The sequence below is a fragment of the Alcaligenes parafaecalis genome (assembly GCF_026344135.1).
In the GTDB taxonomy this organism is placed as follows: domain Bacteria; phylum Pseudomonadota; class Gammaproteobacteria; order Burkholderiales; family Burkholderiaceae_B; genus Alcaligenes; species Alcaligenes parafaecalis.
In genome coordinates, this window is the sequence record NZ_JAPKNA010000003.1 from 56,668 (window position 1) to 80,356 (window position 23,689).

21 protein-coding genes are annotated in these 23,689 nt (G+C 57.5%); 9 read left to right on the forward strand and 12 right to left on the reverse strand.

What is annotated here, in order from left to right; all coding sequences use genetic code 11:
* Nucleotides 1-176 precede the first annotated feature (176 nt).
* Nucleotides 177-623 (forward strand): MaoC family dehydratase, encoded by a 447-nt coding sequence (locus tag OSH09_RS10855; protein WP_207873375.1) that lies wholly within the window; start codon nt 177-179, stop codon nt 621-623.
* A 164-nt stretch (nt 624-787) separates the two neighbouring features.
* On the opposite strand, the gene OSH09_RS10860 is transcribed toward OSH09_RS10855, so the two are convergent.
* Nucleotides 788-1,981, reverse strand: a complete 1,194-nt coding sequence (locus tag OSH09_RS10860) for an acyl-CoA dehydrogenase (protein ID WP_266120992.1) — start codon at nt 1,979-1,981, stop codon at nt 788-790.
* A 291-nt stretch (nt 1,982-2,272) separates the two neighbouring features.
* On the opposite strand from OSH09_RS10860, the gene OSH09_RS10865 reads away from it, so the two are divergent.
* Complete coding sequence (locus OSH09_RS10865; RefSeq protein ID WP_266120993.1) at nt 2,273-3,154, forward strand: LysR substrate-binding domain-containing protein; 882 nt, start codon at nt 2,273-2,275, stop codon at nt 3,152-3,154.
* Complete coding sequence (gene ggt, locus OSH09_RS10870) at nt 3,151-4,896, forward strand: gamma-glutamyltransferase (RefSeq protein WP_266120994.1); 1,746 nt, start codon at nt 3,151-3,153, stop codon at nt 4,894-4,896. The genes OSH09_RS10865 and ggt overlap by 4 nt, the downstream gene beginning before the upstream one ends.
* A gap of 104 nt (nt 4,897-5,000) precedes the next feature.
* Here the strand turns inward: ggt and purU are convergent, their stop codons facing one another.
* Genes purU through OSH09_RS10895 form a run of 5 tightly spaced genes read right to left on the reverse strand, consistent with a single transcriptional unit; the run spans nt 5,001 to nt 8,949 of the window.
* Complete coding sequence (purU, locus tag OSH09_RS10875) at nt 5,001-5,855, reverse strand: formyltetrahydrofolate deformylase (RefSeq protein ID WP_207875924.1); 855 nt, start codon at nt 5,853-5,855, stop codon at nt 5,001-5,003.
* A 25-nt stretch (nt 5,856-5,880) separates the two neighbouring features.
* Complete coding sequence (locus OSH09_RS10880) at nt 5,881-7,026, reverse strand: NAD(P)/FAD-dependent oxidoreductase (protein WP_266120995.1); 1,146 nt, start codon at nt 7,024-7,026, stop codon at nt 5,881-5,883.
* A gap of 57 nt (nt 7,027-7,083) precedes the next feature.
* Nucleotides 7,084-7,596 carry a flavin reductase family protein gene (locus OSH09_RS10885; protein WP_207873379.1) on the reverse strand — a complete coding sequence of 171 codons (513 nt, stop codon included), beginning with the start codon at nt 7,594-7,596 and terminating at the stop codon, nt 7,084-7,086.
* 39 nt (nt 7,597-7,635) lie between these two features.
* Nucleotides 7,636-8,268 (reverse strand): pyridoxamine 5'-phosphate oxidase, encoded by a 633-nt coding sequence (pdxH, locus tag OSH09_RS10890; protein WP_207873380.1) that lies wholly within the window; start codon nt 8,266-8,268, stop codon nt 7,636-7,638.
* Between the two features lie 9 nt (nt 8,269-8,277).
* Nucleotides 8,278-8,949 carry a gamma-glutamylcyclotransferase gene (locus OSH09_RS10895; protein WP_207873381.1) on the reverse strand — a complete coding sequence of 224 codons (672 nt, stop codon included), beginning with the start codon at nt 8,947-8,949 and terminating at the stop codon, nt 8,278-8,280.
* Between the two features lie 251 nt (nt 8,950-9,200).
* Here OSH09_RS10895 and OSH09_RS10900 point away from each other — a divergent pair, with 251 nt between their 5' ends.
* On the forward strand, nt 9,201-10,001 hold the full coding sequence (locus tag OSH09_RS10900) for a tRNA threonylcarbamoyladenosine dehydratase (RefSeq protein WP_207873382.1): 801 nt from the start codon (nt 9,201-9,203) through the stop codon (nt 9,999-10,001).
* On the opposite strand, the gene OSH09_RS10905 is transcribed toward OSH09_RS10900, so the two are convergent.
* Genes OSH09_RS10905 through uvrA form a run of 3 tightly spaced genes read right to left on the reverse strand, consistent with a single transcriptional unit; the run spans nt 9,978 to nt 17,438 of the window.
* Complete coding sequence (locus OSH09_RS10905; RefSeq protein WP_266120996.1) at nt 9,978-10,628, reverse strand: aminotransferase class IV; 651 nt, start codon at nt 10,626-10,628, stop codon at nt 9,978-9,980. The genes OSH09_RS10900 and OSH09_RS10905 overlap by 24 nt on opposite strands.
* A gap of 10 nt (nt 10,629-10,638) precedes the next feature.
* Nucleotides 10,639-11,751, reverse strand: a complete 1,113-nt coding sequence (pabB, locus tag OSH09_RS10910) for an aminodeoxychorismate synthase component I (protein WP_266120997.1) — start codon at nt 11,749-11,751, stop codon at nt 10,639-10,641.
* Nucleotides 11,724-17,438 carry an excinuclease ABC subunit UvrA gene (uvrA, locus tag OSH09_RS10915; RefSeq protein ID WP_266120998.1) on the reverse strand — a complete coding sequence of 1,905 codons (5,715 nt, stop codon included), beginning with the start codon at nt 17,436-17,438 and terminating at the stop codon, nt 11,724-11,726. The genes pabB and uvrA overlap by 28 nt, the downstream gene beginning before the upstream one ends.
* Before the next feature lie 225 nt (nt 17,439-17,663).
* Between uvrA and OSH09_RS10920 the strand changes: the two genes are divergently transcribed.
* Together OSH09_RS10920 and OSH09_RS10925 are read left to right on the forward strand one after the other, a co-directional pair.
* Nucleotides 17,664-17,792 carry a hypothetical protein gene (locus OSH09_RS10920; protein WP_003803595.1) on the forward strand — a complete coding sequence of 43 codons (129 nt, stop codon included), beginning with the start codon at nt 17,664-17,666 and terminating at the stop codon, nt 17,790-17,792.
* Nucleotides 17,793-18,042: 250 nt separating this feature from the next.
* Nucleotides 18,043-18,966 (forward strand): glycosyltransferase family 2 protein, encoded by a 924-nt coding sequence (locus OSH09_RS10925; RefSeq protein ID WP_222667642.1) that lies wholly within the window; start codon nt 18,043-18,045, stop codon nt 18,964-18,966.
* Between the two features lie 29 nt (nt 18,967-18,995).
* Here the strand turns inward: OSH09_RS10925 and OSH09_RS10930 are convergent, their stop codons facing one another.
* Complete coding sequence (locus OSH09_RS10930; RefSeq protein WP_266120999.1) at nt 18,996-19,496, reverse strand: hypothetical protein; 501 nt, start codon at nt 19,494-19,496, stop codon at nt 18,996-18,998.
* Between the two features lie 163 nt (nt 19,497-19,659).
* On the opposite strand from OSH09_RS10930, the gene ettA reads away from it, so the two are divergent.
* From ettA to OSH09_RS10945, 3 genes are all read left to right on the forward strand, one after another.
* A complete protein-coding gene (ettA, locus tag OSH09_RS10935; RefSeq protein ID WP_207873388.1) occupies nt 19,660-21,333 on the forward strand; it encodes an energy-dependent translational throttle protein EttA in 1,674 nt (557 codons plus the stop codon).
* A 10-nt stretch (nt 21,334-21,343) separates the two neighbouring features.
* Nucleotides 21,344-21,880, forward strand: a complete 537-nt coding sequence (locus OSH09_RS10940; protein WP_207873389.1) for an isochorismatase family protein — start codon at nt 21,344-21,346, stop codon at nt 21,878-21,880.
* Between the two features lie 125 nt (nt 21,881-22,005).
* Complete coding sequence (locus tag OSH09_RS10945) at nt 22,006-22,233, forward strand: glycine zipper 2TM domain-containing protein (protein WP_153229215.1); 228 nt, start codon at nt 22,006-22,008, stop codon at nt 22,231-22,233.
* Between the two features lie 266 nt (nt 22,234-22,499).
* On the opposite strand, the gene minE is transcribed toward OSH09_RS10945, so the two are convergent.
* Nucleotides 22,500-22,778 carry a cell division topological specificity factor MinE gene (minE, locus tag OSH09_RS10950; protein ID WP_042483380.1) on the reverse strand — a complete coding sequence of 93 codons (279 nt, stop codon included), beginning with the start codon at nt 22,776-22,778 and terminating at the stop codon, nt 22,500-22,502.
* 1 nt (nt 22,779) lies between these two features.
* Nucleotides 22,780-23,595, reverse strand: coding sequence for a septum site-determining protein MinD (minD, locus tag OSH09_RS10955; RefSeq protein ID WP_207873390.1), 816 nt, complete (start codon nt 23,593-23,595; stop codon nt 22,780-22,782).
* Nucleotides 23,596-23,689 lie beyond the last annotated feature (94 nt).

Here is a 23,689-nt window from a genome sequence, read left to right on the forward strand (position 1 = left end):
TTTTGTCTGCATTCTGGCGGGGTGCTGCAAATTTTTGCAGAGATGGTAGAGTGGCGCTCTCGATCTGTTTTTGCCGCCGGGCCGTCCCAAGGCTCGGTGCCCCCCGGCAAAAAGCTCCCCCTCGGGGGTAGCAAGCCGAAAACGTAGCGTGGGGGCTTTTTTGCTTACACAACAACATGAAATTTGCTGAATTTGAAGTGGGTATGGTCATCAATCACCCACTTGTACCTGTGACTCGCGAAGAGATGCTGGATTTTGCCCAGAAATACGATCCGCAGTCCTTTCATATTGATGACAAGCAAGCCGAAGAAGGCCATTGGGGCGGTTTGATTGCCAGTGGCTGGCTCACTTGTGGCAAGACCATGCGCATGGCTGTGGACTCTGCTTTGCATGACTCCGAGTCCTTTGGCTCGCCCGGTCTGGAACGTCTTCGCTGGGTCTTGCCTGTGCGGGCTGGCGATTCCATCCGTCTGGAAGCCACTGTCGCTTCCAAACGCGTGTCCAGCAGCCGTTCAGACCTGGGCATCATTCGCTGGAACTGGAATGTGTTTAATCAGCGTGATGAACTGGTGCTGGAACTGGAAGCTACCAGCATGTTTGAGTTGAAGCCCGAACAAGAATAAAAAGACCACCAAACATTATCTCTAGCTTGCCGATTTTTTCCGGGGTCCTTTTGATCTTGAAAATGTCCTTGCGGCTGGAAAGAAACCCCACGCTACGTTTTTTTGTCTGCTGCTTCTGAAGGGGCCAGGGCAAAGTCTCTTGCTTTGCCCCGGCCCGACCTGAATTAGAAGAAAGCCTGAATCCCGGTTTGTGCACGACCCAGAATCAGGGCGTGTACATCGTGGGTGCCTTCGTAGGTGTTCACCACTTCCAGATTGACCAGGTGGCGGGCAATGCCGAACTCGTCAGAGATCCCATTGCCGCCCAGCATGTCGCGTGCCAGTCGAGCAATATCCAGTGCCTTGCCGCAGGAGTTGCGCTTCATGATGGAGGTGATTTCGACGGCAGCCGTGCCTTCGTCTTTCATGCGTCCCAGACGCAGGCAGCCTTGCAGCGCCAGCGTAATCTCGGTTTGCATATCGGCCAGCTTTTTCTGGATCAACTGATTGGCGGCCAAGGGGCGGCCAAACTGCTTGCGGTCCAGGGTGTACTGACGAGCGGTATGCCAGCAGGATTCGGCTGCGCCCAAAGCACCCCAGGCAATACCAAAGCGGGCAGAGTTCAGGCAGGTGAAGGGACCACGCAGGCCCGAGACATGGGGCAGCATCTGGCTGTCTGCAATGTCCACATCGGCCATGACAATTTCGCCGGTTAGCGAAGCGCGCAGGCCTACCTTGCCGTGAATGGCGGGTGTGGACAGGCCCTTCATGCCTTTTTCCAGAATGAAACCGCGAATCTTGCCGTCATCCTCGCCACCGACCACCTTGGCCCAGACCACAAAGACATCGGCAATGGGGGAGTTGGTAATCCAGGTCTTGTTCCCGCTCAGGCGATAGCCACCGTCCACTTTAACGGCGCGGCTTTCCATGGCACCGGGGTCCGAACCGTGATTGGGTTCAGTCAAGCCAAAACAACCTATCCATTGGCCACTGGCCAGCTTGGGCAGGTATTTCTGTTTCTGCTCTTCGCTGCCAAATTCAAAAATCGGTACCATCACCAATGAGGACTGCACGCTCATCATGGAGCGGTAGCCCGAATCCACACGCTCCACTTCACGGGCGATCAAACCATAGCTGACGTAGTTCAGACCGGCGCCACCGTAGGCTTCAGGAATAGTGGCTCCCAACAAACCCAGCGAGCCCATCTCGGCAAAGATGGCCGGGTCGGTCTGTTCGTGGCGGAAGGCTTCCAGCACGCGTGGCAAGAGCTTTTCCTGCGCATAGGCGTGTGCGGCATCGCGCACCATACGTTCTTCATCGCTCAATTGCTGATTCAGCAGCAGAGGGTCGTCCCAATGGAAAGAGGGATTGTCAGACATAGAGGTACTCCGGGAAGATCAAAGACGGTCAATCAGGTGGAGCCAGCAAGGGCACCATCGGTCTGGAAACAGGGAAAGAGCAGCTCAAGTATCGCTGAGCGCGGTGGCCGTCGGCAGTTGTGTGAGGCCTTGTGCATCATCGGGCAGGCGATATCAGGCTAAAGTCCCAGCATAGTGTGCATAAAGCGCACAAAGCAATTGATAAAATTGCACAATTTCGTGTGCTGACGTAACGATCTGGCCCTGTGCTGAATGGACAGGGCTGGGGCGGCAGGATTAAGAGGGAGACCTATGAGACAAGGCGTGCCCAGTTTGGGCGCATTACAGGCCTTTGAGGCCACGGCCCGCTTGGGGACTTTTTCCCGTGCGGCCGAGGAGCTTTCATTGACGCATAGTGCGGTGTATCGGCAGGTCAGCGGCCTGGAGCAACGCCTGGGCGTGACCTTGCTGACACGGGTGAGGCGGCGTTTGGTGCTGACTCCGGCGGGGCGCGATTATGCCGCCCGTATCCGCCACCATCTGGAGCAGATTGGCAAAGACACTTTCAGCCTGATTGCGCGTGCCGGTGTGGGCCGCAGCATTCATCTGGCGGTGCTGCCTACCTTGTCCACGGTGTGGCTGATGCCGCGTCTGGCCAGTTTCTCCCAGCGCTATCCCGATATCACCGTCAGCCTGTCCGTACGTACTACTCCGTTTCAGTTTGGTGACCATCCCTTTGATGCAGCCATTTATCATGGGCGGCAGTTATGGCCGCAAACCGAAGGCATCAAGCTGTTTGATGAGGGCGAGCTGGTGCCCGTGTGCTCCCCCAGGCTGGCGGCCAGTGGTGACTGGCAAAAACTGGTTCACCTGCATATGTCCACACGCCCTGATAGCTGGTCGGACTGGTATCGATCCGCCGGTCTGGAGCCTGATCTGCGTGTCAGTTCCGGCCCTCGCTATGAGTTGTTCAGCCTGGTAATGGCGGCCTTGCATGCGGATATGGGCCTGGCCCTGATGCCGCGTTTTCTGGTTAGCCAAGCGCTGGAGCGGGGCGAACTGATCATGCCGCAAGAACATGCCATGCCCGTCAGCGAAGCGTATTTTTTTAGTTATCCCACGGCCAATGAGCCCAGTGAGGCGGTACTTCTACTGGAGCAATGGCTGCTTGAGCATGAAAAGGAGAACCCATGAGATTGCCCTGGAAACCGGCGCTGCTATCGACCGCATTGGCCCTGGCTTTGGCGCTGCCTGCGCAAGCCCGGGAATTGGCGACGCAGCATTTGAATCCGGAAGCCGCCAGCAGTGTCATGCAGCGTGACAAACTCGTCACCCAGAAAAGCATGGTGGTGACGGCTCATCCTTTAGCCACTCAGGCCGGTTTACGCATTCTGGATCAGGGTGGCAGCGCGGTTGATGCGGCTATTGCAGCTCAGTTGGTGTTGGGGCTGGTGGAACCCCAATCCTCCGGGATTGGCGGGGGCGGCTTTTTGCTGATGTTCCAGCCCAAGACTGGCCTGATGAGCTATGACGGGCGTGAAACCGTGCCTGCGGCCAGTAGCTTGGATCGTTTTGAACTGGACGGTAAAACCATGTCCTTCAAGCAGGCGGTCAATAGTGGTCGCTCTGTGGGGGTGCCGGGCTTGCTGCGTGCACTGGAACTCATGCATAAGGATGGCGGCGTACTGCCGTGGGCCAATCTGTTTGACCCGGCGATTGAGCTGGCGGAGATGGGTTTTGAAGTCAGCCCCCGTTTGCACACCTTGATTTCGGATAATCCCGAACTGGCTGACAAGACTGCTACACGTACTTATTTTCTGGACGAGCAGGGCAAGCCCTGGCCGGTAGGTCATTGCTTGCAGAACAAGGCCTATGCGCAGGTGCTGCGTCTGTTAGCCAGACAAGGCGCACAGGCTTTTTATCAAGGTGAACTTGCTCGGGACATGGTGGCTGCCGTCACAGGTGATCCTATTGCGGGTGATCTGACAGAATCAGACTTGCAGCAGTACCGTGCGCTGCGTCGTGAGCCTCTCTGTATGGACTGGCAGCAAGTGGCGCTGTGCGGCATGGCGCCGCCCAGCTCGGGGGCCATCAGCGTGATGCAGATGCTGGGCATCTTGCAGCACACGCCAATTGCTTCTGCAAAACCTCAATCAGCCGAAGCGATTCATTATTTTTCCGAGGCAGGGCGCCTGGCCTTTGCCGATCGGGATGCCTGGGTTGCTGACCCCGCGTTTGTGTCGGTGCCACAGCAGGCTTTGCTGGCACCGGATTATCTGAAATCGCGTGCCGCCTTGATTCAGCCAGATCGATCCATGGGGCACGCTCAACCGGGCAAACCTTTGGTCGACTCACAAGCTGCCAGCGACAACACGCCAGAGCTGCCATCGACTACTCATCTGTCCGTGGCCGATGCCCAAGGGCAGGTGGTGTCCATGACTACATCGGTGGAATCGGCCTTTGGCAGCAAAATCATGGTTCAGGGCTTCTTGTTGAACAATCAGTTGACGGACTTTGCCTTGAGCCCCAAAGACGAGATGGGACGTCTGTCCGTGAATCGAGTGGAGCCAGGTAAACGTCCGCGTAGTTCCATGGCGCCGATGATAGTGATGCAGGAGGGGCGCCCTGTGATTGCCGTAGGCTCACCTGGAGGCAGTGCCATCATTCCTTACGTGGCTCAGGCCCTGACCGGCATGTTGATGTGGGATATGGATGCACAAGAAGCCGTCAGCCTGCCGCATTACGGTAGCCGCAATTGGGCGACAGAGCTGGAAGCAGGAACCGCTGTGACAGAGCAGGCCCAGGCCTTGAGGGCGATGGGACACGAGGTTCGAGAGCAGCCTTTTCCCAGCGGTACGCATGTGATTCGCTGGACCAAAGAAGGGTTGGAGGCCGGGGTAGACCCACGGCGGGAAGGGTTGGCCTTAGGACAGTAGACAGGTGTATTGGGTAGCCAATAAAAAAGCCCTCAATGCGTGGATTTATATCCACAGCATTGGGGGCTTTGTTTTCAGGCTTAAGGTAACCCTGATCTTGCTACTTAGCGGAACACCACGGTGCGCTGATCGTTCAGCAAAATACGGTGCTCAACGTGGGCGCGTACTGCACGGGCCAGAACCAGCGACTCCACATCACTACCGATCTGTGTCAGCTCTGTTGGGCTGACAGCATGGGTAACGTGCTCAACGTCCTGCTCGATGATCGGGCCTTCGTCCAGATCAGCCGTCACGTAGTGAGCGGTGGCGCCAATAATCTTCACGCCGCGAGCATGTGCCTGGTGGTAGGGGCGGGCGCCCTTGAAGCTGGGCAGGAAGCTGTGGTGAATATTGATGGCACGGCCGGACAGGGACTGGCACAGATTGGTCGACAGAATCTGCATGTAGCGGGCCAGCACAACCAGATCAATCTTCAGCTCGCTAGCCAGGTCGATGATTTGTTGTTCTTGCTCGGGGCGGGTTTCCGGTGTCACGGGCAGGTGATGGAAAGGAATGCCATAAGAGGAAGCCAGACCGGCGTGGTCGGTATGGTTGGAGGCCACGGCTGCAATTTCAACAGGCAGTTGGCCGCTATGGGCGCGGAACAGCAGATCGTTCAGGCAGTGGCCTTGGCGGCTGACCAGAATCAGCAAGCGGGCTTTGCGCTGGGCGTCATAAATATTGGCAGCCATGCCAAATTTTTCTGCAATCGGGGCGAAGCTGGCTTGCAGCGCGTTGACGTCCTGCTTTTCAGGCAGGGAAAACTGGATGCGCAGGAAAAAGCGGTTGGTGGCGGCGTCGCCAAACTGCTGTGCCTCAAGAATGTTGCCGTTCTGCTCAAGCAGCCAGCCCGATACGCTGTGGACAATGCCGGTGCGATCCGGGCAGGATAGGGTCAAGATGTAATCGTTCATCGACAGTATTGTAAAGATTTCAGAAAAGTTTTTAAGCTGCCTGGGCCAGAGTTTCCTGGCTGTGTTGTGCAATCGCTAAACACGCGGTCAGGCCGGGGGATTCGATGCCGAACAGATTCAGTAGTCCGGGGATGCCGTGGTCGGCAGGCCCGGAAAAAACGAAGTCGGCGGCCGCATGGCCTGCGGGCACAATTTTAGGCCGGATACCGCTGTAGGCCGGGTTCAGACTGTGATCGGGCAGGGCAGGCCAGTACTCGCGTACGGCGGCGTAAAAGGACTGGCCCCGCTGTGGGTCCATATCGTAGTTTTCGTCCTGCACCCATTCTGTGTCCGGGCCAAAGCGGGCCTGGCCAGCCAGATCCAGTGTCAGATGGACACCCAGACCGGCTTTATTGGGCATGGGGTAGATCAGGTGCTTGAAAGGCGAGCGGCCTGCCAAAGAGAAATAGCTGCCCTTGCACAGATAGGCGTTCGGGATATGGCTGGCATCCAGCCCCTGGATGTGACGTGCGGCGTCCACCGCACCCAGGCCAGCGGCATTGATCAGGTGTGTGGTGGTCAGGCTGAAGGGTTCTGCGCCACCCACGTGCACCTCAAAACCTTGCTCGGGCAGGACACGCGCACTGACAAAGGGTGTATTGAAGACCAGTTGCGCGCCATGGTTTTCAGCATCGCCTTGCAGAGCCAGCATCAGGGCATGCGTGTCCACGATGCCGGTAGAGGGCGACAGTAAAGCTGCGCTGCAATTCAATGCCGGTTCCAGTGCTTTGGCCTGAGCGGCGTCCAGCCACTGCAAATCGTCGACTCCACAGGCAAGCGCTTGGGCTTGCAGTTGTTGCAGTCCCGCTTCCTGCTCGGGCCCTGTCGCCACAATCAGTTTGCCGCAACGCTTGTGGTCGATATGGTGCTCTTGGCAGTAGTCATACAGCATGGCTTTGCCTGCTACACACAGACGGGCCTTCAGGCTGCCGGGTGTGTAGTAAATACCGGCGTGTATGACTTCCGAGTTACGCGAGCTGACGCCATTGCCGATGCTGGCGGTTTGCTCAATCAGCAGAGCCTCCATGCCTTGCTGGGCCATTTGTCGGGCGCAGGCCAAACCTACGACCCCGGCTCCCAGCACTATGCAATCGACATCGTTTGCCATGATCAGAACCTTATGGGCGCGTTGGAGCAAAAGGCGTAGTGTACTCCCGCCATGCAGCCCTCGTCAGGGGCGTATTGAAACACCCTTTCACACCAGGGAAGGCGTCAGATCAAAGTCGCCCGCATGGTAGATCAGGGGCTGATGGGCGCTGCGTTCGCAGTGGGTGACTTCACCGATAAAAATCAGGTGGTCGCCTGCCTCATGCACGGCATAAGGCTTGCACTCGAACCAGGCACTGCAACGCTCGTCATCCAGCATGGGCAAGCCGTGCGGGGAGCGTTTCAGGGGGTGATCGCGAAAACGCTCGGCCTGCTCACCCCAGGCAAAGCGCTTGGCCAGCGATAGCTGACTGGCGCCCAAAACGTGAATCACATAACCTTCACCGTCCACAAAATGCGGCAGGGACTGGGAACGCTTGGCCAGCGACCACAGCACCAGAGGTGGGTCAAGAGACACAGAGTTAAAGGAACTGACGGTCAGGCCAATGGCCTGATCGGGGTGGTCTTTGTTGGCACCGGTCACGACCGTCACGCCGGTGGCGAAACGGCCCAGTGCCGAACGAAAGAAGTCGCTATCGAAGGTAGAAGAAAAAACAGTCATTGCATCGAGTCTGAGGGCAGGCGTCCCCCAAGGAACGTCTTAAGGAGCCAGTCGGCTCACCTGCCAATCAGATTGGTCCTTGCGGTCGAACACCAGCCTGTCGTGCAGGCGCGAGGCACGGCCTTGCCAGAATTCGACGTGGTCTGGAGTCAGTCGGAAGCCACCCCAGTGTTCAGGGCGGGCGGGATGTTCACCTAAGCTGTCAGTGTACTGCTTGGCACGGGCATCCAGCTCTGCGCGGCTGATGGGTTGGCTTTGCGGCGAGGCCCAGGCACCAATACGCGAGCCCAGAGGGCGGCTGTGAAAGTATTCGTCGGATTCGGCTGCGCTAATGCGGCTGATGCGGCCCTCAAAGCGCACCTGGCGCTGCATGGAAGACCAGAAAAAGGACAGGCTGGCCCACGGGTTGTGATCCAGGTCCGTGCCTTTGCGAGACTGGTAGTTCGTAAAGAACACCAGGCCTTGTTCGTCGTAACCCTTGAGCAGGACAACGCGCGCCGATGGGCGGCCGTCCGGGTTCACGGTGGCCAGCGTCATCGCCGTGGGCTCGACTTCCTTCAGTTCAATGGCCTGATCCATCCAGCGTTGAAATTGCTCGCGAGGGTCGGCGCAAAGTTCGTTTTCGCTCAGGGAAAAACGTTCGTATTCATTACGAAAATCAGCAAGGGACATGGGGCGCTCTTAGGCTTGTTGAGGATTAAGCAGTGCAGTCTGGCTCTGTAGTAATTGAACCACTGATTGCAGGCGTTTATCCAGAATTTTAGAGCGTTGCAGCGCCGAGGCGGTTTCCATGACGTATTCAATGCAAGGACCGTTGGTTCCCTGGGCCGAGTACACCACTTGCCGCAACTGCTCATCGGGCATACGCGGTACGTAGGCGTCGGTTTTGCGGTTCATGGTAAAGACCAGTGCGCGAATATCGCCCTGGCTGGTGCGGCAGCGCAACCAGCGGGGAATATAGGCACCGCTGGGCATCTCGCGCAGCCACAGGGCATCGAAGACCTTGGGAACGCTGTCAGCAGGAATACGGAAAGCCATACCGCGGCAGGAGCCACCCACATCCAGCCCAAAGACCAAGCCGGGCTGCTCGGGCGTGCCGCGGTTGATACGTGACCATAAGCACAGCGCCCGGTGATAACCGCGCAGCAAGGCTTGGCGCTGCTCGGCAAATTCAAAATCGGGACGCCAGATCAGGGAGCCGTAGCCATAGACCCACAGGTCCTGTTTTTCACACCATTGCGCCTCTTCCAGGGATTGACGCAAAGAGGCATTGCGCTCTTCGTCAGTCAGGACACGAAAGCTGCACGGTGTGGGTACGGCGGAAGGCGAGGCGGAAATAGAATCGATGTTCACGGCAAAAAGGGGTGGTAAGCCAAAATCACAGATGCTTGAAACCTATGACAATTGTAGAGCAATGACAGTCCACTGTAGCGGGCTTTCTTGCTGATAACTAAGGAAAAATACTAATTTGCTTATATGAGTGTTGCTATTTGGCCGAGCAGAGTCAAGCCGCCAGGGCATAAGCACCGTTTCGCGGGCTGGAGAGGCGAAATTAGACGTAGAATTGACGGGTTTGGCCGCAGGGGCCGGTGATGGACAGATTGATGACAGAGCAGCACAACATGGATGCCGAACGCCGTTTCGGTGGTTTGGACCGTTTGTATGGAGCCGGAGCGCGCGAGCGTCTGGCTGCCGCCCATGTGATGGTGGCCGGTATTGGTGGTGTTGGCACCTGGGCTGTGGAGGCCCTGGCCCGTTCCGCTGTGGGCCGGATCACCCTGATTGATCTGGACAATATTGCGGAATCAAATATCAACCGCCAATTGCCCGCGCTGGACAGTACCTTGGGTATGGCCAAGATTGAAGCGATGGCTCAGCGCATTGCTCAAATCAATCCTCAATGTCAATTGCAATTGATAGAAGATTTCGTCACCGAGGACAATGCAGCCAGTCTGCTGGAGCAGCGTCCCGACGTATTCCTGGATTGCACCGACCAGGCCAGCGCCAAGATCGCCCTGATCTTGCAGGCCAGGCGTCTGAACGTCCCCTTATTGAGTTGTGGCGGTGCAGGCGGAAAAACCGACCCGTTGAGCTTGCGTCGGGGGGACCTGTCGGTGGCACGGCATGACGCCTTGTTAGGCAAGCTGCGTCAGATTCTGCGCAAACAACATGGTTTTGCGCGTGGCAGTGATGCCCAAGGCCGTGCCTTGAAGCGCGTGCCTCGCATGGGCGTGGATTGCTTGTGGTTTGAGCAGGAAACCCGCCTGCCGCAAAACTGGACCCAGTCCGAAGATGGTGCTTTGCAAGGCCTGGCCTGTGCAGGCTATGGCTCCGGGGTCACGATAACGGCCAGCATGGGAATGCAGGCCGCTGATTACGCCTTAAACCGGATACTGAACCAGTAAGGCGTTTTGCCAGCCACGCAGGGCATTCGACACACGAATCGCCCGTGCATGCTGCAAGTCTTCCAGAAAAAGCTCTGTTTCACGGGCCAGACCGCTATTCAGGAGTGCCTGTCGTTGTACACCAGGCAGGAGCCAGCCTTGTGCGGGTGGCGTCCACCAATGGCCCTGCTCATCCTGGATATAGATATTGCTGCGGCTGCCTTCGCAAACACGGTTTTGCGTATCCAGAAAAATCACATCAAAGAGTTGGGGATGCTTTTCCAGCAGGGCAGCGGCTTCCTGATACCAGGGGCGATGCGTGGTCTTGTGCGAGAGCAGGCGGTCCTGGGCAGACAGAGGTATCTTGGACAGGCACAGTTGTAAAGGCCCTTCCAGAGCGGGCAGGGCCTGCGCCTCGGCTTTTGCACTGGCTTTTGCATTCCACAGAATACGCAGCCGCAAAGGCGTGTTGACGGGGGCTTGGCCCAGCGCGGTATGCATGGCCTGTAACCAGGTCTGGGCATCCCAGTCGTAGCCCAGTTCCGCGCAGCTACGCGCTACGCGTTCCAGATGCAGCTCCAGCAAGGGAATCTGGCCATCGGCGTCTACCCGCAAGGTTTCTATCAATTCAGGTTTGCTTTGGCTCATGATGCGGCCTTTAAGTCAGTGTTACAGGGGCTTGCAGCACGCGGGCTTTCCACAGGCACTCCAGCCATTCCTGGTCCGGGTCGGAATCCAGCACAATGCCTCCGCCCACACCAAAGGTGCCTTGGCCGTGATTATCCAGCTCCAGACTGCGGATGCTGACGTTCAGGGACAAGTCGCCTTGGGGGCTAAGGTAGCCGACCGAGCCACAGTAAATGCCACGTCGCTGTTTTTCCAGCTTGCGTATGCACTGCATGGCGGCCAGCTTGGGGGCGCCGGTAATGGAGCCACAGGGAAACAGCGCGCGCAGCAGGGTCTCCAGACCGCAATTCGGGTCTACTTCGGCCTGAATGCTGGAAGTCATGGTCCAGACAGAGGCATATTGCTCGACATCGAACAGGCTGGTGGTGTGCACGCTGCCGGTGCGGGCGACCTGACCCAGATCGTTGCGCAGCAAGTCCACAATCATCAGGTTCTCGGCCCGGTCTTTCAGGCTGCTTTGCAGTTCCTGAGCGTTTTTCTGATCTTGAACAGGGTCGGTGTCTCGTGGGCGCGTGCCTTTCATGGGGCGGGTCCGCACACAATTGCCACGCTTTTCCAGGAAGAGCTCGGGTGAAAGCGACAGAATATGGCGATCACCCAAATCCAGATAGGCGCCGTAGGCCACGGGATGGCGGCTGGCCAAGGCGGTATAGAGATCATGCGGTGCCATGCCCGATTGAATACGCAGGGGCATGGTGTAGTTGATCTGGTAGAAATCTCCGGCTTGCAGTCCAGCTTGAACCTGTGCCAGGGCCTCTTTGTATTCTTGCTGACTGATCTGTTGGCTGACCTTCAGCTCCGGAGCCGCCTGGCTGTCCCATAAGGCGACTTCTTGCGCATCTTCAAACACCAAGGCGTTCAGGGGCGCGTGCAGGGCCGCTTCGCGGGCGGGCAGACGGGGTTCAAACAGCTCGGCCAGTTCATAGTCCAGCGCCAGCGCTACCCAGTGACCTGCCTGACTGGCCTGTTCGATCTTTTCAAAAGCAGTACTTAAGTCCTCAGGGCTACGGGCCTGGATACGGCCCAGGTAGCCCTGCATTTCCAGCGCATAGCCTTTTAGTCTGTCTTCAAATCGGCCATACATGCGCCGTGTTCCTTTAAAAATTCCGCCAAAGCCATGCCGGTATGCGAGGCTCGGTTGGCTTGTACCTGATCCGGGGTGCCCTGCACCACCAGTCTGCCGCCGCCCGAGCCGCCTTCAGGGCCCAGATCCACGATCCAATCTGCTTCGGCAATCAAATCCAGATTATGTTCAATCACCAGCACGGTATGGCCCGCGTCGACCAAACGGTGCAAGACCACAATCAGCTTTTCCACATCCGCCATGGACAGGCCCACGCTAGGCTCGTCCAGCACGTACAGGGTGTGCGGAGCCTTGTAGGCACGGCCCGTACGGGTCAGACCTTCATCCAGACGGGCTTTGACCAGCTCGCTGACCAACTTGACGCGCTGCGCCTCGCCACCGGACAGGGTGGGGGAGGGTTGGCCCAAGGTCAGATAACCCAGGCCCACGCTTTGCATGAGCTGCAGGGGGCGCAATATTTTAGGATGTGCGGCAAAGTACTCAACCGCCTCATCCACATCCATTTGCAAAAGCTGACCGGCGGATACGTCTCGCCAGGTGACGGCCAGGGTTTCCGGGTTGAAACGCTTGCCGTGGCAGGCATCGCAAGGCACCTTCACATCCGGCAGGAAGCTCATTTCCAGCGTGCGCATGCCTTGGCCTTCGCACAAGGGGCAGCGACCATCGCCGGTATTGAAGGAAAAACGTGACGCGCTCCAGCCGCGCAGGCGGGCATCGTTGGTGTTGGCAAACAGTTTGCGCACCTCGTCCCAGAAGCCGATGTAGGTGGCAGGGCAGGAGCGCGGTGTTTTACCAATGGGGGTCTGGTCTACTTCCAGCACGCGGTCCAGACTTTCCCAGCCGCTGATGCTGGAGCAACCTTGCCACACAGGGGTTTCTTTGCTGCCGACCACTCGCTGCAAGTTATCCAGCAATACGTCTCGGGCAAAGGTGGATTTTCCGGAACCCGACACGCCCGTCACCAGACTGAGTTTGCCCAGTGGGATACCCGCCTGGACCTTGTTCAGGTTGTGCAGGCTGGCATCGTGTACCGTCAGCATGGGCGCGTCGGCTTGTACGGGACGGCGTGCCTGCATGGGGTGTTTGAGTGGTTCGCGCAGATAGCGACCAGTCAGCGAATTGGGGTTGGCCTCGATTTCTGCCAGCGTGCCCTGGGCGATGACTTCGCCACCGCGCTTCCCGGCACCGGGGCCCATATCAATAATGTGCTGAGCACGGCGTATGGTGTCTTCGTCGTGCTCAACGACCACGAGCGTGTTGCCATTGCCTTCCAGACGCGCCATGGCTTTGAGCAGAATCTGGTTGTCGCGGGGGTGCAAGCCAATGGTGGGTTCGTCCAGCACATAGCAGACGCCCTGCAGGTTCGAGCCTAACTGGGCTGCCAGACGGATACGCTGTGCCTCGCCACCCGATAGGGTGGGGGCGGCACGATCCAGTGCCAGATAGCCCAGACCCACTTCGTGCATGAAGTCCAGACGGCTGCGAATTTCATTCAGAATGTCGCGCGCAATGTCGGCCTCGCGGCCACTCATGTTCAGGCTGCCAAAAAAGGTTTGTGCTTCATCCACGGGCAGACCAGCCAGCTTGGCAATGGATTGGTCGCGCCATTCAAAGGCCAGAGACACGGGATTCAAGCGTTGTCCGTGGCAGCTTGGGCATTCCACTGCTTCGCCTTCATAGCCGTTGTTCCAGCTATTTTCCTCGCCAGTCTGCTCCTGGTCGAAGCCGGTCAGCTTCAAGCCCGTACCAAAGCAGTCCTTGCACCAGCCGTGCTTGGAGTTGTAGGAGAACATGCGTGGGTCTGGCTCGGGGAAGCTGGTGCCGCAGCAAGGGCAGGCGCGTTTCACCGAGAAGTGCTGTTGGCTGGCGTTGGACAGCGGTTTACCTTGTCGGCGCTCGTCCAGAGACATGGCACCCGACGGCGTCAAGGGAGCCAGCACGCTAAAGGAACCGTGGCCCAGTTCCAGCGCCTCGCGGATGGCCTGACGCAATTGCAGTTCATTGCGTGGGTCAATAATCAGATCGGCCACCGGCAGTTCCAGCGTGTGTTCGCTATAGCGATCCAGACGCGGCCAAGGGTTGACGGGAATGAACTCGCCATCCACTCGCAAATGGGTATAGCCCTTGCCCTGAGCCCATTTGGCCAGGTCGGTGTAATAGCCTTTGCGGGCCGTAACCAGGGGAGCCAGCAAACCAATATGCTCGCCTTTATGATCGCGCAGTAGTTGAGCGGCAATCTGCTCGGCGGTCTGCGGTGCGACAGGCACATGGCAATCCGGGCAGTATTGCGTAGCCAGCTTCACGTACAGCAGACGCAGGAAGTGATGGATCTCCGTCATGGTCGCCACGGTGGATTTACGTCCGCCGCGGCTGGTGCGCTGCTCAATGGCAACGGTAGGCGGAATGCCGTAAATCGCGTCCACATCGGGCTGACCGGCAGGCTGCACAATGGCGCGTGCATAGGCGTTCAGGGATTCCAGATAGCGGCGCTGACCTTCGTTAAACAGAATATCGAAGGCCAGAGTGGATTTGCCTGAGCCTGATACCCCTGTCACCACCGTGAAGGTGTTGTGCGGGATATGGACCGAGATGTTTTTCAGGTTGTGCTCGCGCGCATTCAGAATGGCGATCTGGCCATCGTTGCTGCCGCCGGAGCTGGCCTTGTAGTCCACCGCAGGTTCCTGGAACAGGGCCGAGCCTTTGCCGATCGTGGCTTGTTCGTACTCTTTCAGGGCATGGCCGGTGTGGGACTGTTCCAGGGCCATGATATCTGCCGGTGTTCCAGCACCCAACAATTGACCACCATGTTCGCCACCCTCGGGGCCCAGATCAATAATCCAGTCTGCCGCGCGGATCAGGTCCAGATTGTGCTCAATAATCAGCAGGCTGTGACCGGCGGCCAGCAGTTTGCGGAAGGCGCGCATCAGGCGGGCAATATCGTCAAAGTGCAGGCCGGTGGTGGGCTCGTCGAACAGGAACAGATTGCCTTTCTTGGCAACCTTCACCTGGCTCAGACGGGTGCGTGAAGCCTGGGCCAGATAAGCCGCCAGCTTCAGACGTTGCGCCTCACCGCCCGAGAGCGTGGGCACAGGCTGACCCAGTTTCAGGTAGTCCAGACCCACATCGGCCAGCGGAGCCAGACCGGTTTGCACATCGCGCAGGCCCTCGAAAAACTCCATGGCCTGATGCACGGTCATATCCAGCACCTCGTCAATCGAGGCGCTGCGACCAAAGTGTTCGATACGCACTTCCAGCACTTCGGGGCGGAATCGCTTGCCATCGCAATCGGGGCAGCGCAGGTACACATCGGACAGGAACTGCATTTCGATATGTTCAAAACCCGTGCCGCCGCAAGTTGGGCAGCGTCCATCGCCACTATTGAAGCTGAAGGTGCCGGGCGTGTAGCTGCGTTCTTTGGACAGCGGGGCCTGGGCAAACAGCTTGCGGATAGGGTCAAAGGCGCCGACATAGCTGGCCGGGTTGGAGCGGGCCGTCTTGCCGATAGGGGTCTGGTCCACCATGACCACTTCGGCAATTTGCTCGGCACCCAGCAGGGCACCGTAAGGGCCTGGGGCTTCGGTCGGTTTGCCTTGCTGTTTCAGGATGGCCGGGTAGAGCACGTCCTGAATCAGGGTGGACTTACCCGAACCGGAGACGCCCGTTACGCAAACCAGACGGCCTAGCGGAATGGACACGGAGATATGGCGCAGATTGTGTGCGCTGACGTCTTCAAGCAGCAGGCGGGGCGTGTTTTCGGCTACCGGCATAGGGCGGGGCGATTCAATGCTCAGCTCGCCACTCAGGTAGCGGCCTGTCAGTGTTTCCGCACCGCGCAAGGCTTGGGGGGAGCCATCAAACAGAATCTGGCCACCGCGCTCGCCCGGGCCGGGGCCCATGTCCAGAATACGGTCGGCTGCCACCATCACTTGTGGGTCATGCTCGACCACGACCAACGTGTTGCCATTGCCGCGTAGACGGTGCATCACTTCAATAATGCGGTGCATGTCGCGTGGGTGCAGACCAATCGAGGGCTCGTCCAGCACGAACAAGGTGTTCACCAGCGAGGTGCCCAGCGCCGTGGTCAGGTTGATACGCTGTACTTCACCGCCAGACAGGGTGCGGCTTTGGCGGTCCAGCGACAAATAGGACAGGCCCACATCACACAGATAATCCAGGCGGGAGAGCGTTTCTTTCAGGAGCAGATCGATAGCCGCATCGCGTGCGTCACCAAAGTGCAGGCCACGGAAGAAGGTACGTACATGCTCAATAGGCAGACGCATCAGGTCCGGGACGCTCAGGCCGGGCATGGCATCCAGTTGTTCGCGCAGCCATTGCGAATGCACAGGCATGAAGCGTGGATAGCGGGAATCGGCAGGTGCAGCCTGATCGCCGACGCGCCACAAACTGGCTTCGGGTTTCAGACGCGAACCAGCACAAGAGGGGCAGGTGTTGTAGCTGCGGTACTTGGACAGCAGCACACGCACGTGCATCTTGTAGGCGCGCGATTCCAGCCAATCGAAAAAGCGCTGGGCGCCGTACCACTGGGTTTTCCAGGCCTGATTGCCGCCTTTCCAGTCCGGGGTGCCATTAATCACCCAGTCGCGCTCTTCCTGGCTCAAGTCTTTCCAGGGCACTGCCAAGCGCACACCGGCCGCCGGGGCGTAGCGCTCCATCTCGACCTGACATTCTTTGTAGCTGGCCGTCTGCCAAGGGCGAATTGCGCCTTCCAGCAGGCTTTTGCTGGGGTCGGGAACGACCAGACCGTAATCAATCCCCATCACCCGGCCAAAGCCGCGGCAGGACTCACATGCGCCCAAAGGCGAGTTGAAGGAGAAGGTGCTGGCAACGGGCGTGCTGTATTCAATATCGCACTGGGCACAGTGCAGGCCCTGGCTGAAACGCCAGGCGGTTTCCGGGCCGTCGGCACTGGCCGAGGCATAGACCGTCAGTTTGCCCTGGCCGTGGCGCAAAGCCGCTTCGATGGCTTCCATGAAACGTTCCGGCTCGACCGTGCTGGCGCGGAAGCGGTCCTGAATCACGTAAAGCAGTTTTTGTTCTGTTGGAGCTGCTTTGGCGGTCTTGCTGCTTTTGCTTTTTTTACTGCTGATGCTGCTGGCCGTAATCGTATGGGTTTCTTCGTGGTGCAGGCGGGTGTAGCCCTGCTGATGCAGCAAGGTTTCAATTTCTTGCTGCGTGAAGTTGGCCGGAACTTTGACGGCAAAGGTCAGGACCAGACGGGGATCGTCGTGGTCCTGCGCCAGTTTGCGAATCTGTTTGGCAATGCTGTTGGCATTGTCGCGGCGCACCGGCTGGGCGCACTGGCGGCAATACAGCTCACCCAGACGGGCGTACAGCAGCTTGATGTAATCGTTCAGCTCCGTCATGGTGCCCACGGTACTGCGCGAGTTGCGCACCGGGTTCACCTGGTCAATGGCAATGGCAGGCAGGATGCCTTCGATGCGATCAACCTGGGGCTTGTCCATGCGGTCCAGGAACTGGCGCGCATAGGGGGAGAAGGTTTCTACATAGCGCCGCTGGCCTTCTGCATACAGGGTGTCAAAGGCCAGCGAACTTTTGCCTGAGCCGGAAACGCCGGTAATAACCAGTAACTCGCCCGTTTTGATACGTACATTCAGGTTTTTCAGAGTGTTCTGGCGGGCGCCAAAAATGCGAATTTCTGAGCTCATGGCAAGGTCGGCTTTCTGGAGAGGGCAGGATGGGGAGGCGGCAGCGAAAAGGCCTGTCAAACAGGCCCCATGCGCCAGTGAGAGCGGTACATGCCAGCAAGGTGTTGCCAGGGATGCACACTCTAGCCTTTGTATCTTAACGCGGATTACGGTAGAATTTCTGGTTAGCTATTGCGCTTTTGTCGGGATCATCCGGCAGGGCTTACATTAAGATCGGAGATCACCATGGCGGAAATCAAACGCACTCGCCGCAACACGCTGGAGCGTCGTTGCCTGGGTAAAGCATTCAAACGTCTGTTTGTGCGCGCACCCAAGGGCGTTTTCAAAATGCTGGAAAAAGTTAAGCGCGTCTAAGTGCTTGGCTTGAGCGGTGCACAGGCAGGAATCTGATTTTCCAGCTTGAGACCACCCCTAGCAGCAAAAAAACCACAGGCTTGCCTGTGGTTTTTTTGTGCGCGTTTGATTTTGCTTCGGGTTTGCCAGGAACCCTGCAGATAGTGCGCTGCACAGTGCTGTGCTTGCCTTATGATGGTGTCATCCTGATGCAGATGTAAGTTGCTGCCCGTAACAATAATCAAAACAGTGGTTTATGGGGACACCGTGTATGGAATGGCGCCATTTGTTCACCGTCCTGACACCGAGCTATAACCGCGCTCATACCTTGGAGCGCGTTTACCGTTCCTTGTGTGAGCAGACCTGCCAGGATTTTGAGTGGGTGGTGGTTGACGATGGCTCCACCGACGGCACACGAGAACTGGTGCAGGGCTGGCAACAGCAAGCCTCTTTTCCGATTCATTACGCCTGGCAGGAAAACCGGCACAAGAAAGCCGCTTTTAATCACGGCGTGGCCCTGGCGCAAGGTGAACTGGTGGTGGCGTTGGACAGCGACGATACCTTGCTGGTCAACGCCCTCTACGACATGGCGCAGATCTGGGCTGATATTCCCTTGTCCGAGCGAGCAGGCTACGCGGGGATTACGGGCCTGTGTGTACGCCCCGATGGCAAGGTGGTGGGCGATATGTTCCCCAAGGATGTTTTTGACGCCAGCTCGCTGGATATGAGCTTTCGCTACCATGTGCGCGGGGAGAAGTTTGGCTGTCTGAGTACAGCGGTACTGCGCAAATTTCCCTTTCCCGATCAGGTCGAGGGCTTTGTACCTGAAAGCCTGGTGTGGCGTGCCATTGCCCGTGCGGGTTACAAAAACCGTTTTGTGAATACCGTGTTTCGGGTCTATCACGACAGTCCCGATTCCTTGTCCGTACAGGGCAAGACCAGTCAGCAGCATGCTTTAGGTTTGTGGCTGCTGGCTGAAGATACGGTAGTGAAGTGTCTGCCCTGGTTTCGCTATGAGCCCAAGGCTTTTTTGATGGCGGCGGCGCGTTATACGCGTTTTGGCCTGCATTTACGTGCTAGCGGGCGTAAGCCACCGGCGGGTTATGGGCTCAAGGGCCTGGCTTCGTACGGTTTGGTGGGGCTGATGTGGCCCGTGGGTATGGCTCTGTATCTGCGAGACCGGATGCGGGCCTAGCCTGCCCGCATCCTCACACGGCAGGGTGATCAGTGCAGAGTATGACCCTGCAGGCCCGGTTCCGGGCTGTCATCATCCTCGTCGTCGTCCTCGTCATTTGTATCATCTTCAGGCGCAAAGGCATCTTCGCTCAAGGCAAAGGGCAGCAGCTCTTCCAGCGTCTCGGTCCAGGCCACTTCCTCGCCTTCCTCGTCCACCTTGATGAAGCGTACTGGCTCCGCATCGCTGAGCTGGATCGCCCACAAATAGCGGCAGGCGTAGACAGCGTTATCTTTGGGGTCCAGACCGCCGCGGTTACCCACGATACGCGCCTGGTCGCCACCAACCTGAACAACGGTAAATTCGCTTTCGTCCTCGTTTTTGTCCAGGGGCATGGCAAAGATGACCCATTCAAACCCGGTTTCTTCTGCGCCCACGATCTCAGCCAGTACGGCACGGCCCAAATAGGCGCTCAACGCATCAGCGGTGCGGCCCAGGGTTTCAAGCTCTTCGGTGGTAAATACAAGTTCAGGGGCATCAGGTGTGGACATGGTGTTTTTGGTTTGTCAGCATAAAGTGAGTATATTACCTGAGACAGGCCTGCACTCAGGCCGGGCGTCGCTCGCTTTACGGGACGGAAGCGCGCCTTTTGGGCGTCAAACGCCTACAATCCCAGTTTTCCGAACACGACCTGTTTTTCCTTTTTAGGTTTATATGGCTCAATACGTTTATTCGATGAACCGCGTGGGCAAAATTGTGCCGCCCAAGCGGCAGATTCTGCGCAATATCTCTTTGTCTTTCTTTCCGGGTGCCAAGATTGGTGTGCTGGGCCTGAACGGCTCCGGTAAATCCACCTTGCTCAAGATCATGGCCGGGGTAGATACCGAGATCGAGGGCGAAGCCATCCCCATGGCGGGGCTCAAAATTGGTTATCTGCCTCAAGAGCCCCAGCTGAACCCTGAACATACGGTGCGCGAAGCCGTTCAGGCAGGCCTGGGGGCTGTGTTTGAGGCCCGTCAGCGTCTGGAACAGGTCTATGCCGAGTACGCCGAGCCTGATGCGGACTTTGACGCTCTGGCTGCCGAGCAGGCTGAGCTGGAGTCCATTATTGCGGCCGCTGCGACCAGCGGTGCCGACGATATCGAAACCCAGATGGAAATCGCAGCCGATGCACTGCGTCTGCCACCTTGGGATGCGTCCATCGCCAATCTGTCCGGTGGTGAAAAACGCCGTGTGGCCTTGTGTCAGTTGCTGTTGTCCAAGCCCGATATGTTGCTGCTGGACGAGCCGACTAACCACCTGGATGCTGAAAGTGTGGACTGGCTGGAAGTGTTCCTGCGCCAATTCCCTGGCACTGTGGTGGCGGTTACTCACGATCGTTACTTCCTGGATAACGCCGCCGAGTGGATTCTGGAACTGGATCGTGGCCACGGTATCCCTTGGAAGGGCAATTACAGCTCCTGGCTGGAACAGAAAGACGACCGTCTTAAGCAGGAAGAGGCTTCGGAAAGCGCACGTCAACGCACCATCAAGAAAGAGCTGGAGTGGGTGCGTCAGAACCCCAAGGGTCGTCAGGCCAAGGCTAAAGCCCGTCTGGCTCGCTTTGAGGAACTGTCCTCGCACGAGTACCAGAAGCGCAACGAAACTCAGGAAATCTTTATTCCTGTGGCCGAGCGTCTGGGTAATGAAGTCATCGAATTCGAGAACGTCAGCAAAGGCTATGGCGATCGCCTCCTGATCGATAACCTGAGCTTCAAGGTGCCCCCAGGGGCCATCGTCGGGATTATTGGCCCTAACGGTGCCGGTAAGTCCACCTTGTTCCGCATGCTGGCCGGTAAAGAGCAGCCGGATTCGGGCACAGTTAAACTGGGTCAGACCGTCAAGCTGGCGTATGTCGACCAGTCGCGTGATGCCCTGGCCAACGAAAAAACCGTGTTTGACGCCATTGCTGATGGCGCGGACCTGCTGACCGTAGGCCGTTTTGAAATGCCTTCGCGTGCGTACCTGGGCCGCTTCAACTTCAAGGGTGCGGATCAGAACAAGATCGTGGGCAATCTGTCCGGTGGTGAACGTGGTCGTTTGCACCTGGCCAAGACCCTGATTGCGGGTGGCAACGTCTTGCTGCTGGACGAGCCGTCCAACGATCTGGACGTGGAAACCCTGCGTGCGCTGGAAGATGCCTTGCTGGAGTTTGCAGGCTCGGTGCTGGTGATCAGTCACGATCGGTGGTTCCTGGACCGTATCGCTACCCACATCCTGGCTTTCGAGGGTGATTCGCAAGCCGTATTCTTTGATGGCAACTATCAGGAATACGAAGCAGACAAGAAGCAACGTCTGGGTGAAGATGCTGCCAAACCTCGTCGTATCCGCTACAAATCCCTGAAATAAGGAACGTGTCATGCCTGTGCTCAATGCCCATCAGTCTTTCGTCTTGATTGTTGATATGCAAACGGGGCTATTGCCCGCTATTGCAGACCACCAAGCCTTGGTCGAACGAGCCGGGAAGTTGGCACAGGCGGCGCGCCTGTTAGGGGTGCCGGTTCTGGCGACCGAGCACTGGGCCGAAAAAATCGGCCCAACGGATTCCGCCTTGCTGCCGCACGTCGATAAAGTGCTGCATAAAACGCATTTTGATGCCACGCGCGAGTCCGACTTTTTCCCTGCTTTGCCTGTTGGCCGCACACGCGTGTTGTTACTGGGTACAGAGTCTCACGTGTGCGTGTTACAAACTGGCCTGGGTTTGAAAGAGCATGGCTATGATCCAGTGCTGGTAGGAGACTGTGTTGGCTCACGCCAGCCCGAGTCTCGTCAGGCGGCCTGGGATCGCTGGGCAATGCATGGCCTGGAGCGCGTTAGCGCCGAAATGGCCATGTTCGAGTGGTTGGAAACCCCGGCCAACCCTGCATTCAAGCAGGTTCTGGCCTTGATTAAATAAACTGAACGAAAGCTGAATTACATCTGTTGCGTTGCCTAACAATAGGGTCTGGACTAATCGGCTCCAGAGGGTGAAGATAGACTTTAATGCCGTGTTAAGCACGGATACTTCACGGAGGTTTACGGATGAAAATGACGACTATCACTAAAGTGGGTATGGCCACGGTTCTGGCCGTCGTGATGGCGGGCTGCTCTTCCTGGGATGGCATGAGCAAACGTCAAAAGGGTGCCGTAACTGGCGCGGGTCTGGGTGGTGTTGCCGGTGCAGTGATTACTGATGGCGGCATTCTGGGTACGGTCGGTGGTGCTGCGATTGGTGGCGTAATCGGCGATCAGGTCGGCAAGAACCGCTAAATTCAAATTTTCTGCGTGAGCTGAAACGCTCATCGGAATAAAGCCTCAAAGCTTGGGACAGGAGTCCCGGCTTTGAGGCTTTTTCATGCCTGCTCCTCTCCATCGGATGGCAGGTCCTGGCCTTGCTATCTGCTTGCACCACACAAGCTGTGGCCAAGGCCTAGGGCACTACTGTTGATGTTTGGCATCATCCGATGCCGCAAAGAAAATGGCCATCCGGAAAGGATGGCCATTTCAACAAAACCCGGCGTGCCGGTCAGTGCGCTTTACTTGTTTTCCAGAGCACTGGCATCGATTTGCGGCATTTCGATTTTGACTTCCAGCACTTCCAGCGAGTCCTGGCGATCAAGGTTCACCTTGATGTCATCGGGATTAATCTTCACGTAGCGCGAGATCACTTCGACCAGCTCTTTTTGCAAGCGGGGCAAGTAGTCCGGGGCGACGCCGCCCTGGCCACGTTCGTTAATGAGGATCAGTTGCAGACGGTCTTTGGCGACCGTTGCCGACGTTTTCTTGTGACCGAGCAGGAAGGACAGGAAAGACATATTACTTTCCTCCGAACAGGCGCTTGAACAGGCCTGGTTTTTCGTAATCCACAAAACGCAACGGTTTTTCGCCACCCAGGTAACGATCTACGATGTCCTGATAGGCCTGGGACACATCACTTTCCTTGATATGGATAACGGGTACTCCTTGGTTGGATGCCTGCAGCACGGTTTCCGACTCGGGGGTGACCCCAATCAGTTTGATGCGCAAGATATCTTCAACGTCCTGCAAGGACAGCATCTCACCGTCCGACACACGTTTGGGGCTGTAACGAGTCAGCAGCAAATATTCTTTGATGGGCTCTTTGCCCTGTTCACCGCGTCGCGATTTGGCGGCCAGAATGCCCAGGATGCGGTCCGAGTCACGAACCGAAGACACCTCGGGGTTGGTCACAACCAGTGCATCGTCCGCAAAATAAGACGCCATCAAGGCGCCGGTTTCAATACCGGCGGGCGAATCGCACACAATGTATTCAAAGCCCATGCCTTTGAGTTCTTCCAGAACCTTTTCCACCCCTTCACGGGTCAGCGCGTCTTTATCACGTGTTTGGGAAGCGGGCAGGATGAACAGGTTTTCGATCTGCTTGTCACGGATCAGGGCCTGGTTCAGGGTGGCTTCGCCTTGGATTACATTGACGAAGTCATACACCACACGGCGTTCGCAACCCATGATCAGATCCAGGTTGCGCAAACCGACGTCAAAGTCGATGACCACGGTCTTGTGACCGCGCATCGCAAGGCCAGATGCAAAACTGGCACTGGTGGTGGTTTTGCCCACGCCACCCTTGCCGGAGGTCACTACAACTATACGCGCCATGACAATCGGATTCCTTTGTTTTTCAAGTCACATAATCGTAAAGCATAACGGGCCTAATTTTGACATCCGTTCTGCCACTTAGCCTACTGCTTAG